This is a genomic window from Micromonospora xinjiangensis (assembly GCF_056150165.1).
Map to the genome: position 1 here is coordinate 898,892 of NZ_JAXCFO010000001.1, position 18,046 is coordinate 916,937.

Here is an 18,046-nt window from a genome sequence, read left to right on the forward strand (position 1 = left end):
CCATGGCGGGCGGTCCCGGCTCGCCCACCCGGGTCGGGGGTGGAGCGGGCGAGCTGGCCCTGATGTGGGGCGGCTTCCCGCTGCTCGGCGCCGGGGCCGGCTGGCTGCTCGCCACCGCGGCCGGCTGGGTGTCCGACCTGCCCTGGGCACCGCTGCAGGGCCTGTTCGAGGCGCTGTCCCGGCTCCCGCAGCCGCAGGTCACGATCGGCACCACGGTGGTCGGCACCGTGGCCGGCCTGCTGCTCGCCGGTGCCGGCACCGCGGAGCGGCTCACCGTGACAGTCGACCGGGAGCGGGTCGACCTACGACGCGACGGCCGCGGCCGGGAGGTGTCCAGGCGCGACGTCCGGGTCGTCCTGATGGACGACCCGGACCTGGTGCTACTCGACGCCGACGGCGGTGAGCTGGCCCGCGAGCGCTGCGACCTGAAGGCCGACCGGTTGCGGTCGGCCTTCCGGGAGCACGGCTGGCCGTGGGCGGAGGAGGATCCGTACCGCGGCGCGTACCGGCTCTGGGTGGCCGGGCTACCCGGCCTGCCGGCGGGCGCCGACGCGCTGCTGCGGGCCCGGGAGCGGGCCATCGGGAAGGATCGCCGCGACGACGCCCGGGAGCTGCGCCGGGAACTGAGCCGCATCGGGGTGGTCGTCCGGGACGAGCAGCGCCGGCAGTACTGGCGAGTGACCGGGCGCGCCGTGCTCGCCGGCACCGACGAGCCGGCGGCGAGCGAGCCGGAGGCCGACGTTCGCTAGCCGCCGCTCGGGGGAACCGCCACCGAGCACCGGACGAGACCGACGCCGCGCAGTGCCGGTGCTGCCGACGCGGCGTCAGGCTCCGCGAGCGGTCGGGCGGCGCGCTCCGCTCTCGCGGGTGGCCGGCCGGGGCGATGCCCGACCGGAACGCGCGGCCAGCGCGCCGGGCCAGGCCAGCAGCAGGGCCATGCCGAGGCCGGCGAGCAGCCCGCCGAGGGAGTACAGGATGTCCGAGTCGGCGCTGTGGATGGGGGTGTTGCCGGCCAGCGCGCTGAACGGCGCGCCGACCCGGGTCACCGTCATGATGATGATCACGACGGCCAGCAGCACGGGCGTCCCGATCAGCCCGGCGACGGCGGTGAGACCGTGCCGGCCCCAGTCGGGGCGACCGTGCGGCCAGTCCCAGGCCAGCAGGCTGAGCCCGGTGATCAGCACCAGGCTCAGGGCAGCCAGCGGCAGCAGCCGGGCACCGGGTGGTACCTCGCGCATCCACCCGACGCCGAGCAGGGCCGCGACGCCCACGACGACGGCCAGCCCCGCCCGTACCCGGAAACGGTCCGGCGCCGCGGCCAACGCGGCGGCGAGGGCCGTCACGACCAGCAGCGCGGCCGTGGCGACGGAGGCCGGGTTCAGCTCGGGCTCCCGATCGGTGGGCGATTCGATCATGGCGGCCGTGAGTACCGACACCGCGGCGACACAGGCGGCCGCAGCCAGCGGCCGACGCCGCGGGCCGAGGGCGAGCGCGTGGCGCTCCCGGCGTACGAGGAACGCCGCCGGCACGGCGAGCACCGCGCAGCCGCCGACGGCGAGCAGCACGGTGGTCCCGGTGCCGGTCGGGTCGGCCCGGTCCACCACCAGGTCGGCGGCGACCCACAACCCGCCGAGCAGCACCGCCGGGCGGCTCCACCGCAGGTGGCCCCGCCCGGCGAGAACGAGCCCGAGGACGATCACGCCGATCGTCATGAAGCGCAGGTCACGGGCCCAGTAGGTGTGGTTCCCCGGAGAGGTCTGCGCCCCCGGCCCGAGGGGCTCGGTCAGCGGCTGCAGGACGGTCATGTTGACCGCCCACAGCACCACGGCGGCGACGGCGAGGAGCAGCCCGGCCGGGCGCGCGGTTCTCATTGACGCACGGTAGCCCGCCGGCCGGCCGGACGATGCCCCGCGCCCGGTCGACGGGCCCGCACCGACGGTACCGGTGCGGGCCCGCGCGACGGCTGGTGCTAGCCGCCGTTCCCGGTGTTGCGCACCTGGAAGGTGTAGTCGGCGTCCAGGAAGGTCAGGTCGCCGGTCGGCAGGTTGGAGATCAGGACGGCGAAGTCGTCCTGGGGGCCGTTGGCGCACTTGGTCTTCAGGTTGCCGGCGGTGAACTGGTCACCGGTGAACCGGTAGACCCAGTTGCCCGCGTCGTCGGTGGTCTCCCCCGCCGACGTGACACCGGGGGTGAGGTCGCAGTGCGACACGACCTGCACGGTCCAGTGGTTGTCCTGGGCGCCGGTGGTGGTGAACCAGTTGCCGGCCGCCGAGGAGAGGGTGGCGTCGGCCCCGTTGACCCGCACGTCGTCCACGAACCATCCGGTGTCCAGGTACGCGGCGTCCGTGGAGTAGCGGAACCGGACATCGGTGGCGCCGGCCGGCAGGTCGGCGGTGAGGTGCACGTAGACCGGGTCGTCCACGAAGTACTCGCCGCCGGAGGTGCCGGTCAGGCCGTTGCCCTCCTCGTTGTTGCCGTGCGGGTTCGTGTCCGTGGTGACGACCTGTCCGGCGTCGTCACGCAGCGGCACGGTGACCCACTCGCCGCCAACCAGGGCCTCGACGAAGCCGTAGTCCCAGCCCTCCTCGATGAAGTTCCAGCTCCAGAAGTCAAGCGAGGTGACCGGGCCGGAGGTGGTGACGTCGAGGACGTTGTCGGACTGGCTCTCGTAGCCGGCGTACCAGTGGGTGGTCCCGGTGTGCGGCTCGATCACGGTTTCGTCGTCGCCGTCGAACGCCACCGCCACGGTCGGGCCGGGGTTGCGGAACCGCTCGACCGACAGGCCGAACGGCACGGCCGTGGTGTCGGGACGGTTCTTCAGCCGTGCCCACTTGGCGGCCGGCGTGGCGCCCTGGTAGCTGCCCCGACCACCCCAGTACACGTCGTCGGCGATGTCGATCGTCCAGGTCGTGTCGGCCGCGTCCCCGAAGTCGAACGCCTTGATGTCGTAGACCGGGGAGTCCTCGTCGTCCAGGTAGACGGCCACCGACCAGTCCCGGAACAGCGCGTCGGCGCCGCGCAGGTCGGCCCCGGTCTCGGCGTTGAACGCGTCGATGGCGGACTGTACGCCGGCCATGCCGTCGGCCTGCTCCTCGAAGATCTTCTTGATGAGCAGGTCACCGCCGGCCGCGTCGTACTGCCGGTCGGGGGTGAAGGTGCCGTCGCCGTTGCCGCCCGCCTGCTCCCAGAGGTACTGGAAGTAGGTGAACGCGGCGCCGTAGTTGGCCAGCGTGCCGCCCCAGCGGGTCAGCGAGGTCTCCTCGTAGAAGACCTGCTGGTTCGACAGGTGCGAGCCGCCCGCGTCCAGGCCGTTGAGGAAGATGGCGAAGTCGGCCAGGCCCTCGTCGACCCAGGAGAGCTCGCCCGGGTCGCTGTAGTGGTGCAGCAGGTGCTCCAGCTCGTGGGCGACCGTGCCCTCGTACAGCTCGGGGCGGTCGTTGGCCGGGTCGTCGTCGCGCCACGGCGCGTCGTCCGGCCCGACCCGGTTGGCCCAGTCGAGGGCGTCGACGACGATGACGTTCATGCCGTTGCTCTCGATGAAGTCCGGCGCGAAGTAGCCGGCCGTGTACGACGTGACGGCGCAGTCGTAGTAGGCCTCGTCCTGGATGTTGTAGAGGACCATCACCAGTGAGTCGCTGGCCGGCTCGTCCGCGTCGGCCGCGTCCATCGGGCCGAAGTGCTCCTCGTCCACGGCGACGATCTGGTCGGCCAGCTTGTCGCCGACGTAGTCGACCTGCGCCTGGGTGAGGGTGAACTGCGCCGCCGTGGCGGTGGCGCACGGGGTGAACTCGTCGCCCGGGTTGTGGTCGAACTGCGGGTCGAGGCTCGCCACACCGACCGGCGCGGTGCCGTCGAGCGGGGTGCCCTCGGGGACGTAGATGTAGACCGGGGTGCCGTCGGGGGTCGTGTTGGCGTACACCCGGGTGAAGTCCTGGTTGTACGTGCCGCCCGCCGCGCTGTCGTTGATCGGCAGCGTGATCGTCGGCTCGCCGGGAAGGTTCAGGTGATCGTCCGCCTGGGCCGGGGACGAGATCGTGAAGGCGAGCGCCGTCACGCCCGCCACCACGGCCGCCGTCCGGCGCGGTCGTCTCATTCGCACGCGGTTGCCTCCTGCGTGAGGGTGGGTGGAAGTAACACCCGACCGTCAATCCAACAACTTGGATGTAACGTTTCCGGCCCCGGTGACGCTGCACCGAAACCGCCCCTGACCTGGGGTTTCTTCCCTCAGAAGACCACTTCGGACGGTGAATCGCGAAGGGTCGTCGGGTCACAGATGCATCACGAACGGCGACGACGACGGTGCACGGTGGTGCGAACCGGACGAGGCGGCCGGCCGCGCCGGGCCGGGGCGGCGGCCGGGCCGCCGCTCAGGAGACGATGGCGATCAGCGCCGCGGCGGCGACGAGCGCCGAGCCGGCGAGGGAGGCCAGCCGCGTCCACCGCGGCGCACCGGCGATCGTCGGCACGACGCGCCAGCGGTACGCGGCGGCGACCAGCCCGGCCACCGACAGCCCGGCGGCGACCGGCCAGAGCCAGCCGGGCACCAGGACCCAGTTGCCCAGCCGGTGCCCGAGGCCGAGGTAGAGCAGCGCCCAGGCGGCGCCGGACGCGAGGCGGAGCCGGTCGGGCATCCGGCGCGCCGTCCACAGCAGACTCGCCCCGCCGAGGAACGAGAAGCCGAGGGCCAGGCCGGCGCCGACCCAGCCGGCGAGCGGCATGGAGCGGTCGCCCTCGTCGGGGATGCCCAGCAGGCGCAGGCCGATGTGGTCGACGTCGCGTTCGGTGTTGCCCAGCACCACCACGCCCCGGCCGCCGGCCCGCTCCACCCCGACGTACGCCCGGAACCCGCCGGTGCCGCCGTTGTGCCAGACCACCTCCCGGTCGCCGTGCCGGGTGGTGAACCAGCCGTAGCCGATCCGGTTCCGGTCGTCGGAGGTGAAGCGCGCGGTCGCCGCGTCGGCGCCGGGCGCGGTGCCGTCGAGCAGCCCGGCGAGCAGCCGGGCCAGGTCCTCGGCGGTCGACCAGACGCCGATGCCGGCCGGGGCGTAGCCGCTGCCGAGCCAGGGGTCGGCGGCCCGGCCGCCGAGCTTCGCCCCCTCCGCCCGACCGGACGGCAGCTGCCCGGGCTCGGTGGCGACCACGGTCCGCGTCATGCCCAACGGCCGCAACAGCTCACGGTCGAGCAGCTCCGGGTAGGACGTGCCGGCCTGGGCGGCCAACGCCTGCCCCAGCAGCGCCGTGCCGAGGTTCGAGTAGTGGACCCGGCCGCGCCCGTCGCCGGGATGCTCCGTGCGGGCGGCGTCGACCAGGCGGTCGGTGTCCCACCCGCCGTAGGGGTTGCCGGCGGTGAGGTTCGCCCAGGCGGACCCGGCCAGGTCCACCGGCCCGAGGGCGAGCCGGGGCAGGCCGGAGCGGTGACTGGCGAGTTCGGCGAGCGTGACCTCGCGGGTCGGCCCGGTCACCCGCGGGAGGGCGGTGCCGAGCGGGTCGTCGGGGCCGACCGCGCCGGTCGTGGCCCGGTGGGCCAGCAGCATCCCGGTCAGCGCCTTGCCGACCGAGCCGATCTCGAACGGCGTGCGGGAGTCGACGGGCGTGCCGCCGGGAGCGCGGTCGCCGAGCCCGGCCGCGCGTACGCGGCCCGGCTCGATCAGGGCCACGGCGAGACCCCGGTACCCCCGGGCGTCACCCACCGCGGTCCGGACGGCGGTGGCCAGGTCGGCGTCGCCGGTGTGGCGGGCGTTCAGGCGGGGCGCGCCCGGCGCGACCCCGAACGCGACCACGGCGGCGACGAGCCCGGCGACGAGGGTGAGGGCGGTCGGCTTGCGCATTCCTGCTCCTTCCGTCGGCCCGGCCGCCGGGTCGGCCAGGGGCCGGGGAGATCGGGTGCGGTCGGGGTCAGCGGCGGGCGGCGGTGAGGATGGCGAGCAGCGGGACGACCCGGTCGGCCGGGACGACGTAGCGCCCCCGCCCGCCCGTGCGCAGCCATCCGGCGGCGGTGAGCTGGCGCAGGTGGTGGTGGAGCTGGCCGGTGGTGCCGAGCCCTTCGATCTCCGCGAGGTCGGCGGTGCCGTGCCGGCCGCCGAGGATCTCACGCAGCAGCTGGAGCCGGACGGGGTGGGCCAGCGCGGTCAGGGTGCCGGCGAGCTCCGCCCAGTCGGAGTCGAGGACGGCGTCGACGGGCAGGCCGTACTGCCAGTCGTGGTGCTGGCCGCCGAGGCGGACGGCCCCGGTGTAGAGCACGGCGCCCGTGCCGCCCTCCGGCAGGCGCCGCTTGAGCCCGTCGAGGGCCCAGAAGACGTCACCGTGCGGCCCGGCCGACGTGGCCTCACCGGCCGCCGGGTCGGCGGAACGCGCGCCCGCGGCCACCCGCTCGGCCAGGGCGGCCACCTGCGCCTCCAGCGCCGCCAGCCGCTGCTCCACGTCCGTCATCCTTCGATAATACGTAGTTACGTACTAGCGTGCAAAGCTCAGTGGGGTCGTCCGACCTCGCGTTCACCGTGACCGGTCGGGAGGTCTACCTGCATTACCCCGACGGCGGTTACGGCCGGTCGAAGTTCACCAACACCCACCTGGAGAAGAAGCTCGGGGTGGTGGCCACCACCCGCAACTGGAGGTCGGTGCGGGCCCTGGCCGACCTGGCCGATCCCCGGTCCTCGGGGTAGCGGGGCCGGGGTGGGTGGTCACGCGGGGCGCGGCCACCCACCCCTTTCGGGTCAGAAGTGGTACGCGGTCTCGTACTCGGGCACGACCACGCGGCTGCGCGGGGACGACCGGCGGACGGCGGCGATCAACTGGTCGAGGCGGTCACGGTCGGCCGGTGCGACGGTCGGCGGGTTGGTCAGCGCGGTCTCGAAGTTGTCGAAGTGCACCGGGACCACGACCTTCGGGTGGTCCAGGGCCGCCATCAGCCGGGAGACGTAGTCGGCGGTCACGCTGGTGCTGTTCAGCGCCACCATGGCCACGTCCGGCGCGATCCCGGTCAGGTTGCGCGCCACGAAGTCGCTGGCGCCCATGAAGAACACCGACGGGCCGCCGTCGACCCGCAGGACGTAGTTCAGGGTGTCGCCCTCGGGCAGGTCGCGGACGGTGGCCGGCTTCGCGGGCGGCGTCACCCGCACCCCGGGGAAAGCCATCGAGTACGACGGGTTGCGGCTGTGCAGCGAGGCGACCACCTCGACGGTGTAGTCGCCGAAGTCCATCACCTCACCACCCTTGACGGGGCTGAGCTGCCCGGACGGCACCCCGTACGCGAGCCCGAGGTGGTAGGCGGTCAGCGTGCCGAAGACCCGCGCTCCGGTGCGACCGGCGATGTACGGCACGTCCATGAAGTGATCCCAGTGGGTGTGGGTCACCAGCACCGTCTCGGCGCGGTCGACGTACCGGTCGACGACATCGGCGCGCACCGTGAGGCCCGTGGACTCGTCGAACGCGCCCTTGAACAGCCCGGTGTCGATGCGGCTGAGGAACGGGTCGACCAGGACGGTCCGGTCGCCGACGTCGATGCGCCAGCCGGCGGTGCCCCACCAGCGGAAGCTGACCCGGCCGGCGCGTCGGCTGGTCGCGGCGCGGGGTCCCGACGCGGCGAGCGGGGCGGCCTGCGCCGGCGCGGCGAGCGCGGTCGAGGCGAGGCCACCGGCGGTGACGAGCGCCGTGGAGGCGGCGGCGTCGCGGAGGAAACGGCGGCGGTCGAGATGGGACATGTCTGCTCCCCGTCTGCTGGGCGATCGGTCGGGGTGGAGCCAACCAGCGTCGTACGGGCCAGGTCCAAGATCGACCACGGGAGCCACCGATATCCGCCGCGATATGAGACCTGCTCAGACCGGTTGTCGACGGCCGGTGAAGGCCGGAAAATTCACTCCCCGCGCAGCGCCTCGACCGCGGTCCGCGCGGCCTCCCCCATGGCCAGGTCCACGTCGATGCGGCGGGTGGCGAGCTGGTCGGTGCGGGCGAAGACGGCGATCGCGTACCGGCCGCCGTCGGGGTACTCGGCGACGCCGGCCTCCAGGTGCAGCCCGGGCAGGGTGCCGGTCTTCCCGGCCACCCGCACGCCGGGCGGGAAGCCGGCGGCCAGCCGGGTCCAGAAGAGTTGCCGGGCCATCCAGCCCCGCACCATGGCGCACGCCTCGGCGGGGCCGGCCTCGTCCCGCCAGATCAGCCCGAGCAACCGGGTGATCTCCCGGGCGGTGCTGGAGGTGGTCTGCTCCGGGTCGAACACGCGCATGGCCCGGACGCGCTCGGCGGAGAGCGTGGGGAAGATCCGGGCGAAGTCCGCCTCGGTGCGCGCGCCGACGTCGGCGAGCATCACCTCGACGAGCTGCCGGGGCCCGCCCACGATGCGGGTACGGGACAGCCCCAGCTCGGCGGCGAGCATCGCCGGCAGATCCGGGCCGACCCGGCGCAGCAGCAGGTCGGCGGCGGTGTTGTCGCTCACCGACATCGCGAAGTACGCCAGGTCGCGCAGCGACACCTCGGCGTCGTCGGCGCAGCCCGCCAGCCCCCAGCCGCCGAGGCGGTCCTCGGCGCCGATCAGGACCCGTTCGGTGGGATCGAGCTGCCCCGCGACGACCTGCCGGGCGAACTCCAGCACGAGCAGGATCTTGAAGATGGAGGCGATCACCACCTGCTCGTCCGCCCGGACGGCGACCTCCGGCCCGCCGGCCGCCGTACCGCCGGCCCGAGCGTCGATCTCCACCACGTGCAGGTTGGCGGTCACCCCCGCCCGGTCGAAGATGCCCTCGAGCCGCGTCCCCACTGTCACCCCGGCACGGTATCGGCCCGCCCGTGCCGCTGGCGTAGGGTCCGCCCGTGGACCTGCTCCGGCACCTGCGGCACTTCGTGGTGGTCGCCCGGGAGTTGCACTTCGGGCGGGCGGCCGAGCTGCTCGGCATGGCCCAACCGCCGCTCAGCCAGTCCGTGCAACGGCTGGAGCGGGAGCTGTCCGTGGAGCTCTTCGACCGGTCCCGCCGCCAGATCCGCCTCACCACCGCCGGCGAGCTGCTGCTCGGGGAGGCCGAGGAGCTGCTCGCCGGTGAGGGGCGGCTGCGCAACCTGATGCGGCAGGTACGGGCGGGCGCGCTCGGCGTGCTGCGCGCCGGGGTGCCCCCCGAGACGCCCGCGGTGACCCTGCGCGCGCTGCTGGACCGGCTCGCCGACCGGGCGCCCGGCCTGGACGTCGAACTGCACGAGCTGACCAGCGGCGAGCAGCTGCGGGTGCTCGCCGAGCGGCGGCTCGACGTGGGCCTGGTGCACCACCCGGTCGAGGCGGACGGCCTGCGGTTCGGCACCCCGGTCGACGTGCCCCTGGGCGTGCTGCTGCCGCGCACCTCGCCGCTCGCCCGGGCGCGCGAGGTGGAACTCGCCGCTCTCGACGGGCTGGACCTGGTGACCGCACCGCGGGCCACCGCGCCGGGCTGGCACGACCACCTGCTGGAGGTGTGCCGGCGCCACGGCTTCCGGCCACGGCGGGTGCGTCCGGCCCGCAACCCGGAGTTCCTCTTCGGGCTGGTGCTGGCCGGCGGCGGGGTGGCCGTGGAGCCGGCGGCGGTCGCCCGCCGGGAGCCCCGGATCGCGTGGCGGCCCGTCGCCGGCGCCACCCTCGTGAAACGCACCTCGGCGGCCTGGCCCGAGCACTCGGCGCACCCCGCCGCGGCGATGTTCGCCCAGCTCGCCGCGGAGGTGCTGGCCGAGGCCGAACCGGCGTCGTCCCGGTCCGGGCCGCCGCCGGCGCCGACCCAACGGCCGTGGCCGGTGCTCTTCGACGAGGCCGGGTGAACCGCGCGGCGGCTCCGTGGTGGAGATCACGTCCGGCCGATCACGTGCAGGGGCAGCTCGGTCGGGTATGGGAGTGGATCGGCAGGTCCGGCCCAGGGGCGGCGCGAGCCCCCGGCCGACGACGACGCGCGAAGGAGCCCGCAGTGGCGAACACGACTCCCAGCATCAGCCTGAACGACGGCAACACGATTCCGCAGCTCGGCTTCGGGGTCTTCCAGGTCCCGCCGAAGGAGACCGCGCAGGCGGTCCGACGGGCCATCGAGATCGGCTACCGGCACATCGACACCGCGGAGATGTACGGCAACGAGGCCGAGGTCGGCGAGGGGATCCGCGCCTCCGGCGTCGACCGGAGCGAGATCTTCGTGACCAGCAAGCTCAGCAACGCCGCCCACCGGCCGGACGACGCCCGCCGGGCGTTCGACGCCACCCTGGCGGCCCTGCGGATGGACTACGTCGACCTGTTCCTGATCCACTGGCCGCTGCCCACGCTCTACGACGGCGACTTCGTCTCCACCTGGAAGACGCTGGAGGAGTTCCAGCGCGACGGGCGCGCCCGCTCGATCGGGGTGTCCAACTTCCAGGTACCGCACCTCGAACGGCTGGCCGCCGAGGCGGAGGTCGCACCCGCGGTGAACCAGATCGAGGTGCACCCGTACTTCGGCAACGCCGAGGTGCGCGACTACGGCCGCAAGCACAACATCCTCACCGAGGCCTGGTCACCGATCGCGCAGGGCAACGTCTTGGGCGACCCGACCGTCACCGACATCGCCGAGCTCGTCGGCCGGACGCCCGCGCAGGTGGTGCTCCGGTGGCACGTGCAGCGCGGCGACATCATCTTCCCGAAGTCGGTCACGCCGTCCCGGATCGAGGAGAACTTCCGGATCTTCGACTTCGAGCTGGACGACGCCGCGATGGAGCGGATCACCTCGCTGGACCGGGGCGAGGCCGGGCGGCAGGGCGCCCACCCGGACACCTTCGACTACGTGCCGGCGTAACACCCCCGCCGGCCGCGGCGCTGACGGCAGGGGGCCCGGGACCGGGCCCCCTGCACGCGTACGAAAGGTCAGGCCGCTCCCGATGTCCCCCCGCCGCGCCCCGCTGGCCCTGTTGTCACTGCTCCTGCTCGTCCCCGCGGCCTGCGGCTCCGGCGCGGCCGCCGAGACGCCCGTCTGGTCCGCCCCGACCTCCGTGTCCCCCACGCCCCCGCCGCCCCGGCCCGCGCCAACCTCCACCGCCGAGGTCCGCAGCCGGGTCAGTGCGGCCATGCTCGAACTCACCGAGGAGTTCCACCCGGAGACGGCGACGCACACGGAGGAGAACACCGACGCCTGGAAGCTGATCTCGTTGTGCCGGGACAGCCTGCCGTCGGACCGCAAGCGCACCGCCTACCGGGAGCGGGTCTGGGACGGCGAGACGGTGTGGATCCGCCAGTACGTGGTCGGCTACCTGGCGGTGCCCGGCCGCAAGCTGGCCGACGAGCTGCGCTCGGTGCTGAAGACGTGCGAGCGGTACGAGGTGCCGAACGACGGGCGCACCTCGACCGTCGTGCAGCCGTCGCCGCCGCCGGTGGCGAACGGGCCCGACGTGGTGACGTTCTGCGAGCGCCTGAAGGGCGAGTCGACCCGCCACCAGTGCTCCCTGGTCCTGGCGCGGGGCAACATGGTGATGGAGGTGGACGTCTCGGCGGGCAACGGTGACCTGGCCGCCGGGGCCGCGCTGCTCGGAAAGATCGCCCCGCTGGCCGAGGCCGCCCTGCGGGAGGCCACCTGACCGAGGGAGGCCGCCCGCCGACGCCGCGGCCCGCCTCGGCGGGTGCGGGTCAGGCCGAGACGAACCGCTCGGCGAGGCGACGGAAGACCGCCTGGGTGGGCGAGCCGGGCGCGGGGACGTAGACGATCAGTCGCTGGTCCCCCTCCGGCACGTGCAGCACCCGGCACTCGAACTCCATCGGCCCCAGCTCAGGGTGGGCCACCCGCTTGACGAGCGGCCGGCGCTCCTGCACGTCGTGCTCGGCCCAGAGCCGGGCGAAGCGGGGCGAGGCGCCGAGCAGTTCGGTGACGAGCCGCCGGATGCTCGGGTCGTTCGGGTAACGGCCGTAGGCGGCGCGCAGGTCGGCCACCGAGCCGCGGACGAACCGGACGACGTCCTCGTCGTCCCAGTGGGTGTCGTCGGCCGGCTGCCGGAAGGTCCAGCGGATCGTGTTCCGCTCGGCCGGCGGCACGGCCGAGAGGTCGCCGATGAAGTACGTGGCCAGCCGGTTCCAGGCCAGCACGTGGTAGGCGGCGTCGACGAGGTACGCCGGCGTCTCCGTCATCGCGTCGATCAGGTGCTGGATGCCGGGGCTCACCTCGCGGCTGGGCCCCGCCGACGGCGGCGGGCTCTCCCCCGCCACCCGGAACAGGTACGCGCGCTCGTCCCGGTTGAGCAGCAGCGCCCGGGCCAGCGCGGCGAGGATCTGCCGGGACGGGTGCGGCCCGCGGGCCTGCTCCAGCCGGATGTAGTAGTCGACGGACATGCCCGCGAGCTGCGCCACCTCCTGACGGCGCAGGCCCGGCGTGCGACGGCGTACGCCCTCGGGGAGGCCCACCTCGGCGGGGCGCAGGCGGGCGCGGCGGCTGCGCAGGAACGCCGCCAGCTCGTCACGGCGCAGGCCGGTGCTCGTCATGCCGTCCAGCTTGCCTCGACCGGTGGCGGCGAGGGAGGTACGGCGGGTACCAGCCTCGGCCCGTCTCTCCCACCCCGGCCGGCCCGGGGGCAGCGTCGGGGACATGACGAACATGATCGCCCTGGTCACCGGGGCCAACAAGGGAATCGGCTTCGCCACCGCCCGCGGGTTGGGCGCGCGCGGGATGACCGTGCTGGTCGGCGCGCGGGACGCCGAGCGGGGCCGGGCGGCCGAGGCCGCGCTGCGGGAGGGCGGGACCGACGCCCGGTTCGTGCCGCTGGACGTCACCGACGAGGCGTCGGTGGCGTCCGCCGCGAGGCTTGTCGAGGAGGAGCACGGCCGCCTCGACGTGCTGGTCAACAACGCCGGGATCGTGCTCGGCGACGGTGAGCGGTCGCTGCCCAGCGAGACCACGCCGGCGACGCTGCGCCGGGTGTACGAGACGAACGTCTTCGGGGTGGTGACGGTCACCAACGCGCTGTTGCCGCTGCTGCGCCGGTCCCCCGCCGGTCGGATCGTGAACGTCTCCAGCGAGGTCGGCTCGATCGCCACGATCAGCGACCCGGCGAGCTTCATCTGGGGGCTGACCTCGGTGCCGTACCCCTCGTCGAAGGCGGCGTTGAACATGATCACCGCCATGTACGCCAAGGAGCTGCGGGACACCCCGATCAAGGTCAACGCGGCGAACCCGGGCTACTGCGCGACGGACCTGAACGGCCACCACGGTTTCCGCACCGCCGAGGAGGGCGCGGAGGTGAGCGTGCACCTCGCCACGCTGCCGGCGGACGGCCCGAGCGGCCAGCTCTGGGGGCACCTCGCCGACGCCGGCGGCGGCTACGGCGTCCTGCCCTGGTGACCGGGCCGGCGACCAGCGTCGACGCCGGTATCGTCCCCCTGCCGTGATGTGGCATCATAGTGAGCGGGCATCACTATGAAGGTGGGTAACGGTGTCGGATCGGGAGCGGTGGACGGCCGCGCTGGACCGGGTGCTCGAGCTGGTGGTGGTGCTCGGTGACGACATGAGTCGTGGGCTGGCCCGGGAAGGGTTGACCGAGTCCCGGGCCACCCTGCTGTGGACGCTGCGTCGCACCGGGCCGGTCACCCAGCGGGAGCTGGCGAGGGCGCTCGGCGTGAGCGCCCGGACCGTCACCGGGCTGGTGGACGGCCTGGTCGCCTCCGGGTTCGTCACCCGGGAGCCGCACCCCACCGACCGCCGGGCGTTCCTCGTGACGTTCACCCCGCACGGCCTGTCCACGGTGGAGGGGCTGGAGCAGGGGCAGCGGGAGTTCGCCGAGCTGCTCTTCGCGCGGATGCCGGCCGAGCGGCTCGACGCCTTCGTGGCCGGGCTGGACGAGATCCTGGGCCGGCTGCGCGAGCAGGGCCTGTCCCCCGAGATCCGTGAGGAGGCGACGTGAACGCGGTGCTCCGGTTGCTCCGGACCGTGGTCCGCTACGAGCTGCGCCTGTGGCACAGCCTCTACCGGTGGATCTTCCGCCGGCCCGAGCGGCTGACGCCCGGTGACCAGACGTTCGGTTACTCCGGCGCGGTGATGACGTTGATGTGGGTCTTCATCATCGTCTCGGCCGTCGAGATCCCGGTCCTGGAGCTCATCCTGCCCTGGGACCTCGCCTCCGACATCGTGCTGATCCTCGGCGTCTACGGCCTGATCTGGATGTTCGGCCTGCTGGCCAGCATCAAGGTGCACCCCCACGTGGTCGGTGCGGCCGGCCTGCGGGTGCGCAACGGCATCACCCTCGACCACACGGTCGCGTGGTCGGCGGTGGAGACGATCCGGGTGCACCGCCGCTCGATGCCGCCCGAGGGCCAGACCCAGGTGGAGAAGAACGACACGGGGGTCACGCTGAGCCTCGGCCTGGCCAGCCAGACCAGCGTCGACGTGCTGCTACGCGAGCCGATCACGGTGCCCGTCCGCAAGGCCCGCGGCGCCGCCGTCACCGAGCTGCGCTTTCACGCCGACGACCCGGAAGGGCTGGTCGAGGCCGCCCGCGCGCGGCTGGCCGCGTACCGCGCCGTCGGGTGACCGGCCCCTACACGCCGACCGTACGGGCCGTGCGGCCACGCAGCAGCCACCCGAGGCAGGCGGCGACCGACAGCGCCGCCTGCACCAGCACCCAGGACCAGTCGAGCGCCTCCGGAGGGCGCACCGTGACCAGGCCGAGCAGCGTCGGCAGGGCCAGCACCGCCACGACGTCCAGGCCGTTGACGAGCCAGAGCAGCACCCCGCTGGGGAACGCCCCCAGCGGGGTGTCGATGAAGATGGTGCCGACGCTGTTGGCGCTGACCTTGGCGCGGTAGAGGGCGGCGACGGCGGCGGCCGGGCCGGCCGCGACGCCCAGCGCCCACCAGGGGCCGGAGAGCACACCGGCCGCCTGCACCACGCCCAGCGCCAGCGCTCCCCAGAGGGCCGCGACCCCGCTCGGCACCAGGAGCCGCTGCGCGAGCACCCGCCGGGTGGTGAGCCCCAGCAGCCGCAGCACGGCGGGATTGGTCGCGTCGGTGTGCGTCGACTCGCCGGTGAGACCGGCGGCGGCCAGGGCACCGACCAGGACGACGCCGACCAGCAGCCAGACGGGCCCGTCGGCGACGACGACGGGCGCCATGGCCGTGCCGAGCAGCCAGAGCAGCCGGCCGGGCCGCCGCCGCACGTGCAGCAGGTCCTGCGCCACCAGCGGCGGCACCCGGCCCCCGCGCAGCAACCCGGAGGTGCGCACACCGGTCCGGCGCCGCCAGTACCGGCGGCTGCTCTGCTCGGCCAGGAACGACGGCTCGACCGCGTAGACCGCGTCCGCGTACGAACCGGTGGTGGCGGAAGCCTCGACGATCCGGTGGGTGGGCCAGTCGCCGAGCCGCCACCACAGGTGGGCGACGGCGGCGACGGCGACCGGGAGCACCGCGGCCGCCACGAGCAGCGCGGTCGACGCCGACGGCAGGACGTCGGGTGGGTCGTAGCCGCCGGCCAGCCGCTCACCCGCCGCCGCGACGACCACCGCCCCCGCGGTCGCACCGGCGACCACGTCGACGACCCGTCCGGAGCGCGGCCGGCGCTGGGCGTGCACCGCGGCCAGGACCAGGAGGAGCCCGGCGGCGGCACCGCCGGTGAGGCCCGCGCCGACGGCGGTCGCCGTGGCCGGCCGGTGGGCGACCCGGCCCGCGAGGGCGAGCCCCGCGAGGCCACCGGTCACGACCCCACCGAACGCGGTCAGCAGCAGCGCCGGCGTCAGCAACGTCCGCCGGGACACCGGCGCGGGGAGCAGCCAGGTGGCGTCCGCGCGGCTGACCACCACCGGACCGAGCCGCCGGAGCACGCCGAGGAAGGCCAGCAGCACCAGGGCGGTGCCGGTCAGCAACGGCACCGACGGCCCGCCGGCGCGGGCCGGCCACACGACGGCGGTGAGCGGCCGGCCGAACAGGGCCACGGCCATGACGATCCCGAGCGCCACGCAGTAGACGCTGCTCGGATCGACACGGCCCACCGCGGCGATCCGCATGCGCCGGATCTGACGTCGTACGTCGGCGGCAGCGGCCGGCGCCGGGGTCCGTGTGCGGGTCTCGGTCACCGGCTCAGGTCTCCGGCCGGCGCAGGACGACCTCGGCCGCGCCGACGTCGCGCCAGAACGGCTCGTCGTGGCTCGCCATCAGCAGCGTCCCGCCGGTCGCCAGGTAGTCCCGCAGGTGCGCGGCGAGGGCCCGCTTGACCACGGCGTCGAGGCGCTGCTCCGGCTCGTCGAGCACCAGCAGCCGGCTCGGGCGGACGAACGTCGCCGCCAGCAGGAACCGCTGCCGCTGACCGGAGGAGAGGGTGAGGGGGAGGCTGTCGGCCAGACCGGCGATGCCGAACAGCTCGGACACCTCGTCGATGCGCCCGTCGGCCGGGTCGCCGCCGTTGGCCACGCGCACCAGGTCGAGATGCTCGCGCACGGTCAGGCCGTGGTACCACGCCGGGGCCTCGACGGTGGTCGCCACCTGCCGCCAGAACACCACGCCCTGCCCGGGCCGCTCGCCGAAGACGCGCACCGCGCCGCCGGAGGGCTCCTGGAGGCCCGTCACGCAGCGCAGCAGCGTCGACTTGCCCACGCCGTTCTCGCCGGTGAGGGCGAGCGCGACACCGGTGGGCACCCGTAGGCCGACGCCGTCGAGGACGGTGGTCGACCCGTACGTGACGGTCAGGTCCGTGACCTCGACCGCCACGCCGGTCTCCGTGGTGGCGTCCGGCTCGCGGTCACGTGTGGCGCTGCCGTCCCCGTCCCGCATCCCGCCATGCTAGTGGCCGCGCGGAACCCCGGACCCGCGGCGACGGGGGACCCGCGTCGGTGGGGGCGCCACGTCGGGGCGTCACGCGGACGACCCGGTCTCCGCCGCGGCCAGGTCGAGACACCAGTCGTTGGAGCGCATCAGGTGCCCCGGCGGGTACTCGAACTCCGTCTCGCCGAGCAGCGTGAAGCCCGCCTTGCGGCAGACCGCGTTCGAGGCGGGGTTGTCGACCGAGGGGTAGGCGTGCGCCCACCGGTGCGTCCGGCGGGCCCGGGCCACGGCCACCACCGCGCGCACCGCCGCCGTGGCCAGCCCCCGGCCCTGCTGCTCGGGGAGCACCGCCCAGCCCATCTCGTAGACCTGTTCGCCGCGCCACTCACGCTCCCAGTAGCCGACGCTGCCGGCCGTCGTGCCGTCGGGCAGCACCAGCGCGTACATGCAGCCCTGGCCGGTGCCGCCGAACCGCACGTAACGCTCGTGCCGCACCAGCACCTGCTCGTCGGTCTCCGAGCCCCCCGTGTGCGCCCGGATCTCCGGCGCGTTGAGCCGCCGCAGCAGATCGAGGTCGCCCTCGCTCCACGGCCTGATGCCCACCTCGGCCCTGCCATTCGTCGTCATCGCCACCAGTCAACCCCACGGCACCGACAAGACGGGGCGATCGCCCGTCGCGTCCCCGCGAGCCGGGCCGCTAGATCGGATCTGGCGGCCCGCCCGCCGCCGTCTCGCGCCACAGGGGTGGAGCACCGGGAGGCCGGAAGGGGGCACCATGACACCGTTGCGCCTCGCCGTGATCATCGGCAGCACCCGGGAGGGGCGGGCGGGCGAGAAGGTCGCCCGCTGGTTCGTCGGCCAGGCCACCCGGCGGGACGACCTGGCGGTGAGCGTGCTCGACCTCGCCGACTACGCGTTCCCCACCAGCTACCCCGCCGAGCCCACGGAGGCGATCCGGTCGTTCGTGCGGGAGGTCGGGCGGGCCGAGGCGTTCGTCGTGGTCACCCCCGAGTACAACCACAGCTTCCCGGCCTCGTTGAAACAGGCGATCGACTTTGCGTACGACGAGTGGCAGGCCAAGCCGGTCGGCTTCGTCGCGTACGGCTGCCAGTCGACCGGCCTGCACGCGGTGGACCAGCTCCGCACGGTCTTCACCGCGCTGCACGCGACGACGGTGCGTGACGTCGTCGGTGTCGACCTGCTCTGCGGCGAGCCGTCGCCGCCGCACGCGGACCGGCTCTGCCGGGACGCCCGCGTGCTGCTCGACCAGCTCGCCTGGTGGGGCCTGGCGCTGCGCGACGCCCGCGCCGCGCGCCCCTACGTCTCGTGAACGAGAAGGAAGGTACG

Annotated in this window: 19 protein-coding genes; 9 read left to right on the forward strand and 10 right to left on the reverse strand. The window is 74.3% G+C overall.

All coding sequences use genetic code 11. The features are described from left to right. The first annotated feature begins 2 nt into the window (after positions 1-2). Positions 3-749, forward strand: coding sequence for a YqeB family protein (locus SM573_RS04310; protein WP_474611953.1), 747 nt, complete (start codon positions 3-5; stop codon positions 747-749). Between the two features lie 75 nt (positions 750-824). On the opposite strand, the gene SM573_RS04315 is transcribed toward SM573_RS04310, so the two are convergent. The 4 genes from SM573_RS04315 to SM573_RS04330 form a co-directional block, all read right to left on the reverse strand. After that, complete coding sequence (locus SM573_RS04315; RefSeq protein ID WP_474615517.1) at positions 825-1,871, reverse strand: hypothetical protein; 1,047 nt, start codon at positions 1,869-1,871, stop codon at positions 825-827. Positions 1,872-1,969: 98 nt separating this feature from the next. Next, positions 1,970-4,093, reverse strand: a complete 2,124-nt coding sequence (locus SM573_RS04320; RefSeq protein ID WP_474615733.1) for a hypothetical protein — start codon at positions 4,091-4,093, stop codon at positions 1,970-1,972. A gap of 274 nt (positions 4,094-4,367) precedes the next feature. Further along, positions 4,368-5,828: a serine hydrolase domain-containing protein gene (locus SM573_RS04325; RefSeq protein ID WP_474615518.1), complete on the reverse strand. Its 1,461-nt coding sequence runs from the start codon at positions 5,826-5,828 to the stop codon at positions 4,368-4,370. Positions 5,829-5,895: 67 nt separating this feature from the next. Continuing rightward, positions 5,896-6,429: an ArsR/SmtB family transcription factor gene (locus SM573_RS04330; RefSeq protein ID WP_474611950.1), complete on the reverse strand. Its 534-nt coding sequence runs from the start codon at positions 6,427-6,429 to the stop codon at positions 5,896-5,898. 41 nt (positions 6,430-6,470) lie between these two features. On the opposite strand from SM573_RS04330, the gene SM573_RS04335 reads away from it, so the two are divergent. Beyond that, a complete protein-coding gene (locus tag SM573_RS04335; RefSeq protein ID WP_474615519.1) occupies positions 6,471-6,662 on the forward strand; it encodes a hypothetical protein in 192 nt (63 codons plus the stop codon). Positions 6,663-6,713: 51 nt separating this feature from the next. Here SM573_RS04335 and SM573_RS04340 read toward each other — a convergent pair whose 3' ends face one another. Beyond that, on the reverse strand, positions 6,714-7,700 hold the full coding sequence (locus tag SM573_RS04340) for an MBL fold metallo-hydrolase (protein ID WP_474611948.1): 987 nt from the start codon (positions 7,698-7,700) through the stop codon (positions 6,714-6,716). A 152-nt stretch (positions 7,701-7,852) separates the two neighbouring features. Next, positions 7,853-8,758, reverse strand: a complete 906-nt coding sequence (locus SM573_RS04345) for a serine hydrolase (RefSeq protein WP_474611947.1) — start codon at positions 8,756-8,758, stop codon at positions 7,853-7,855. 47 nt (positions 8,759-8,805) lie between these two features. Here SM573_RS04345 and SM573_RS04350 point away from each other — a divergent pair, with 47 nt between their 5' ends. From SM573_RS04350 to SM573_RS04360, 3 genes are all read left to right on the forward strand, one after another. Beyond that, positions 8,806-9,771 (forward strand): LysR family transcriptional regulator, encoded by a 966-nt coding sequence (locus tag SM573_RS04350; RefSeq protein ID WP_474611946.1) that lies wholly within the window; start codon positions 8,806-8,808, stop codon positions 9,769-9,771. A gap of 143 nt (positions 9,772-9,914) precedes the next feature. Then, entirely contained in the window at positions 9,915-10,766 is an 852-nt protein-coding gene (locus SM573_RS04355; protein ID WP_474611945.1) for an aldo/keto reductase, read from the forward strand. 82 nt (positions 10,767-10,848) lie between these two features. Beyond that, entirely contained in the window at positions 10,849-11,541 is a 693-nt protein-coding gene (locus tag SM573_RS04360) for a hypothetical protein (protein WP_474611944.1), read from the forward strand. A gap of 49 nt (positions 11,542-11,590) precedes the next feature. On the opposite strand, the gene SM573_RS04365 is transcribed toward SM573_RS04360, so the two are convergent. Next, positions 11,591-12,436 (reverse strand): helix-turn-helix transcriptional regulator, encoded by an 846-nt coding sequence (locus SM573_RS04365; RefSeq protein WP_474611943.1) that lies wholly within the window; start codon positions 12,434-12,436, stop codon positions 11,591-11,593. 103 nt (positions 12,437-12,539) lie between these two features. Between SM573_RS04365 and SM573_RS04370 the strand changes: the two genes are divergently transcribed. The 3 genes from SM573_RS04370 (at position 12,540) to SM573_RS04380 (ending at position 14,477) form a co-directional block, all read left to right on the forward strand. Further along, on the forward strand, positions 12,540-13,292 hold the full coding sequence (locus tag SM573_RS04370) for an SDR family oxidoreductase (RefSeq protein ID WP_474611942.1): 753 nt from the start codon (positions 12,540-12,542) through the stop codon (positions 13,290-13,292). Positions 13,293-13,383: 91 nt separating this feature from the next. Further along, a complete protein-coding gene (locus SM573_RS04375) occupies positions 13,384-13,851 on the forward strand; it encodes a MarR family winged helix-turn-helix transcriptional regulator (protein ID WP_474611941.1) in 468 nt (155 codons plus the stop codon). After that, positions 13,848-14,477 (forward strand): PH domain-containing protein, encoded by a 630-nt coding sequence (locus SM573_RS04380; RefSeq protein ID WP_474611940.1) that lies wholly within the window; start codon positions 13,848-13,850, stop codon positions 14,475-14,477. The genes SM573_RS04375 and SM573_RS04380 overlap by 4 nt, the downstream gene beginning before the upstream one ends. 7 nt (positions 14,478-14,484) lie before the next feature. Here the strand turns inward: SM573_RS04380 and SM573_RS04385 are convergent, their stop codons facing one another. The 3 genes from SM573_RS04385 to SM573_RS04395 form a co-directional block, all read right to left on the reverse strand. Continuing rightward, the gene (locus SM573_RS04385; RefSeq protein ID WP_474611939.1) at positions 14,485-15,945 is read right to left on the reverse strand and encodes a DUF6297 family protein; all 1,461 of its coding nucleotides are present in this window, start codon (positions 15,943-15,945) and stop codon (positions 14,485-14,487) included. A 73-nt stretch (positions 15,946-16,018) separates the two neighbouring features. Then, positions 16,019-16,708 carry an ABC transporter ATP-binding protein gene (locus tag SM573_RS04390; protein WP_474611938.1) on the reverse strand — a complete coding sequence of 230 codons (690 nt, stop codon included), beginning with the start codon at positions 16,706-16,708 and terminating at the stop codon, positions 16,019-16,021. Between the two features lie 81 nt (positions 16,709-16,789). Then, positions 16,790-17,326 (reverse strand): GNAT family N-acetyltransferase, encoded by a 537-nt coding sequence (locus SM573_RS04395; protein ID WP_474611937.1) that lies wholly within the window; start codon positions 17,324-17,326, stop codon positions 16,790-16,792. A gap of 148 nt (positions 17,327-17,474) precedes the next feature. On the opposite strand from SM573_RS04395, the gene SM573_RS04400 reads away from it, so the two are divergent. Then, positions 17,475-18,029 (forward strand): NADPH-dependent FMN reductase, encoded by a 555-nt coding sequence (locus SM573_RS04400; protein ID WP_474611936.1) that lies wholly within the window; start codon positions 17,475-17,477, stop codon positions 18,027-18,029. Positions 18,030-18,046: the final 17 nt, after the last annotated feature.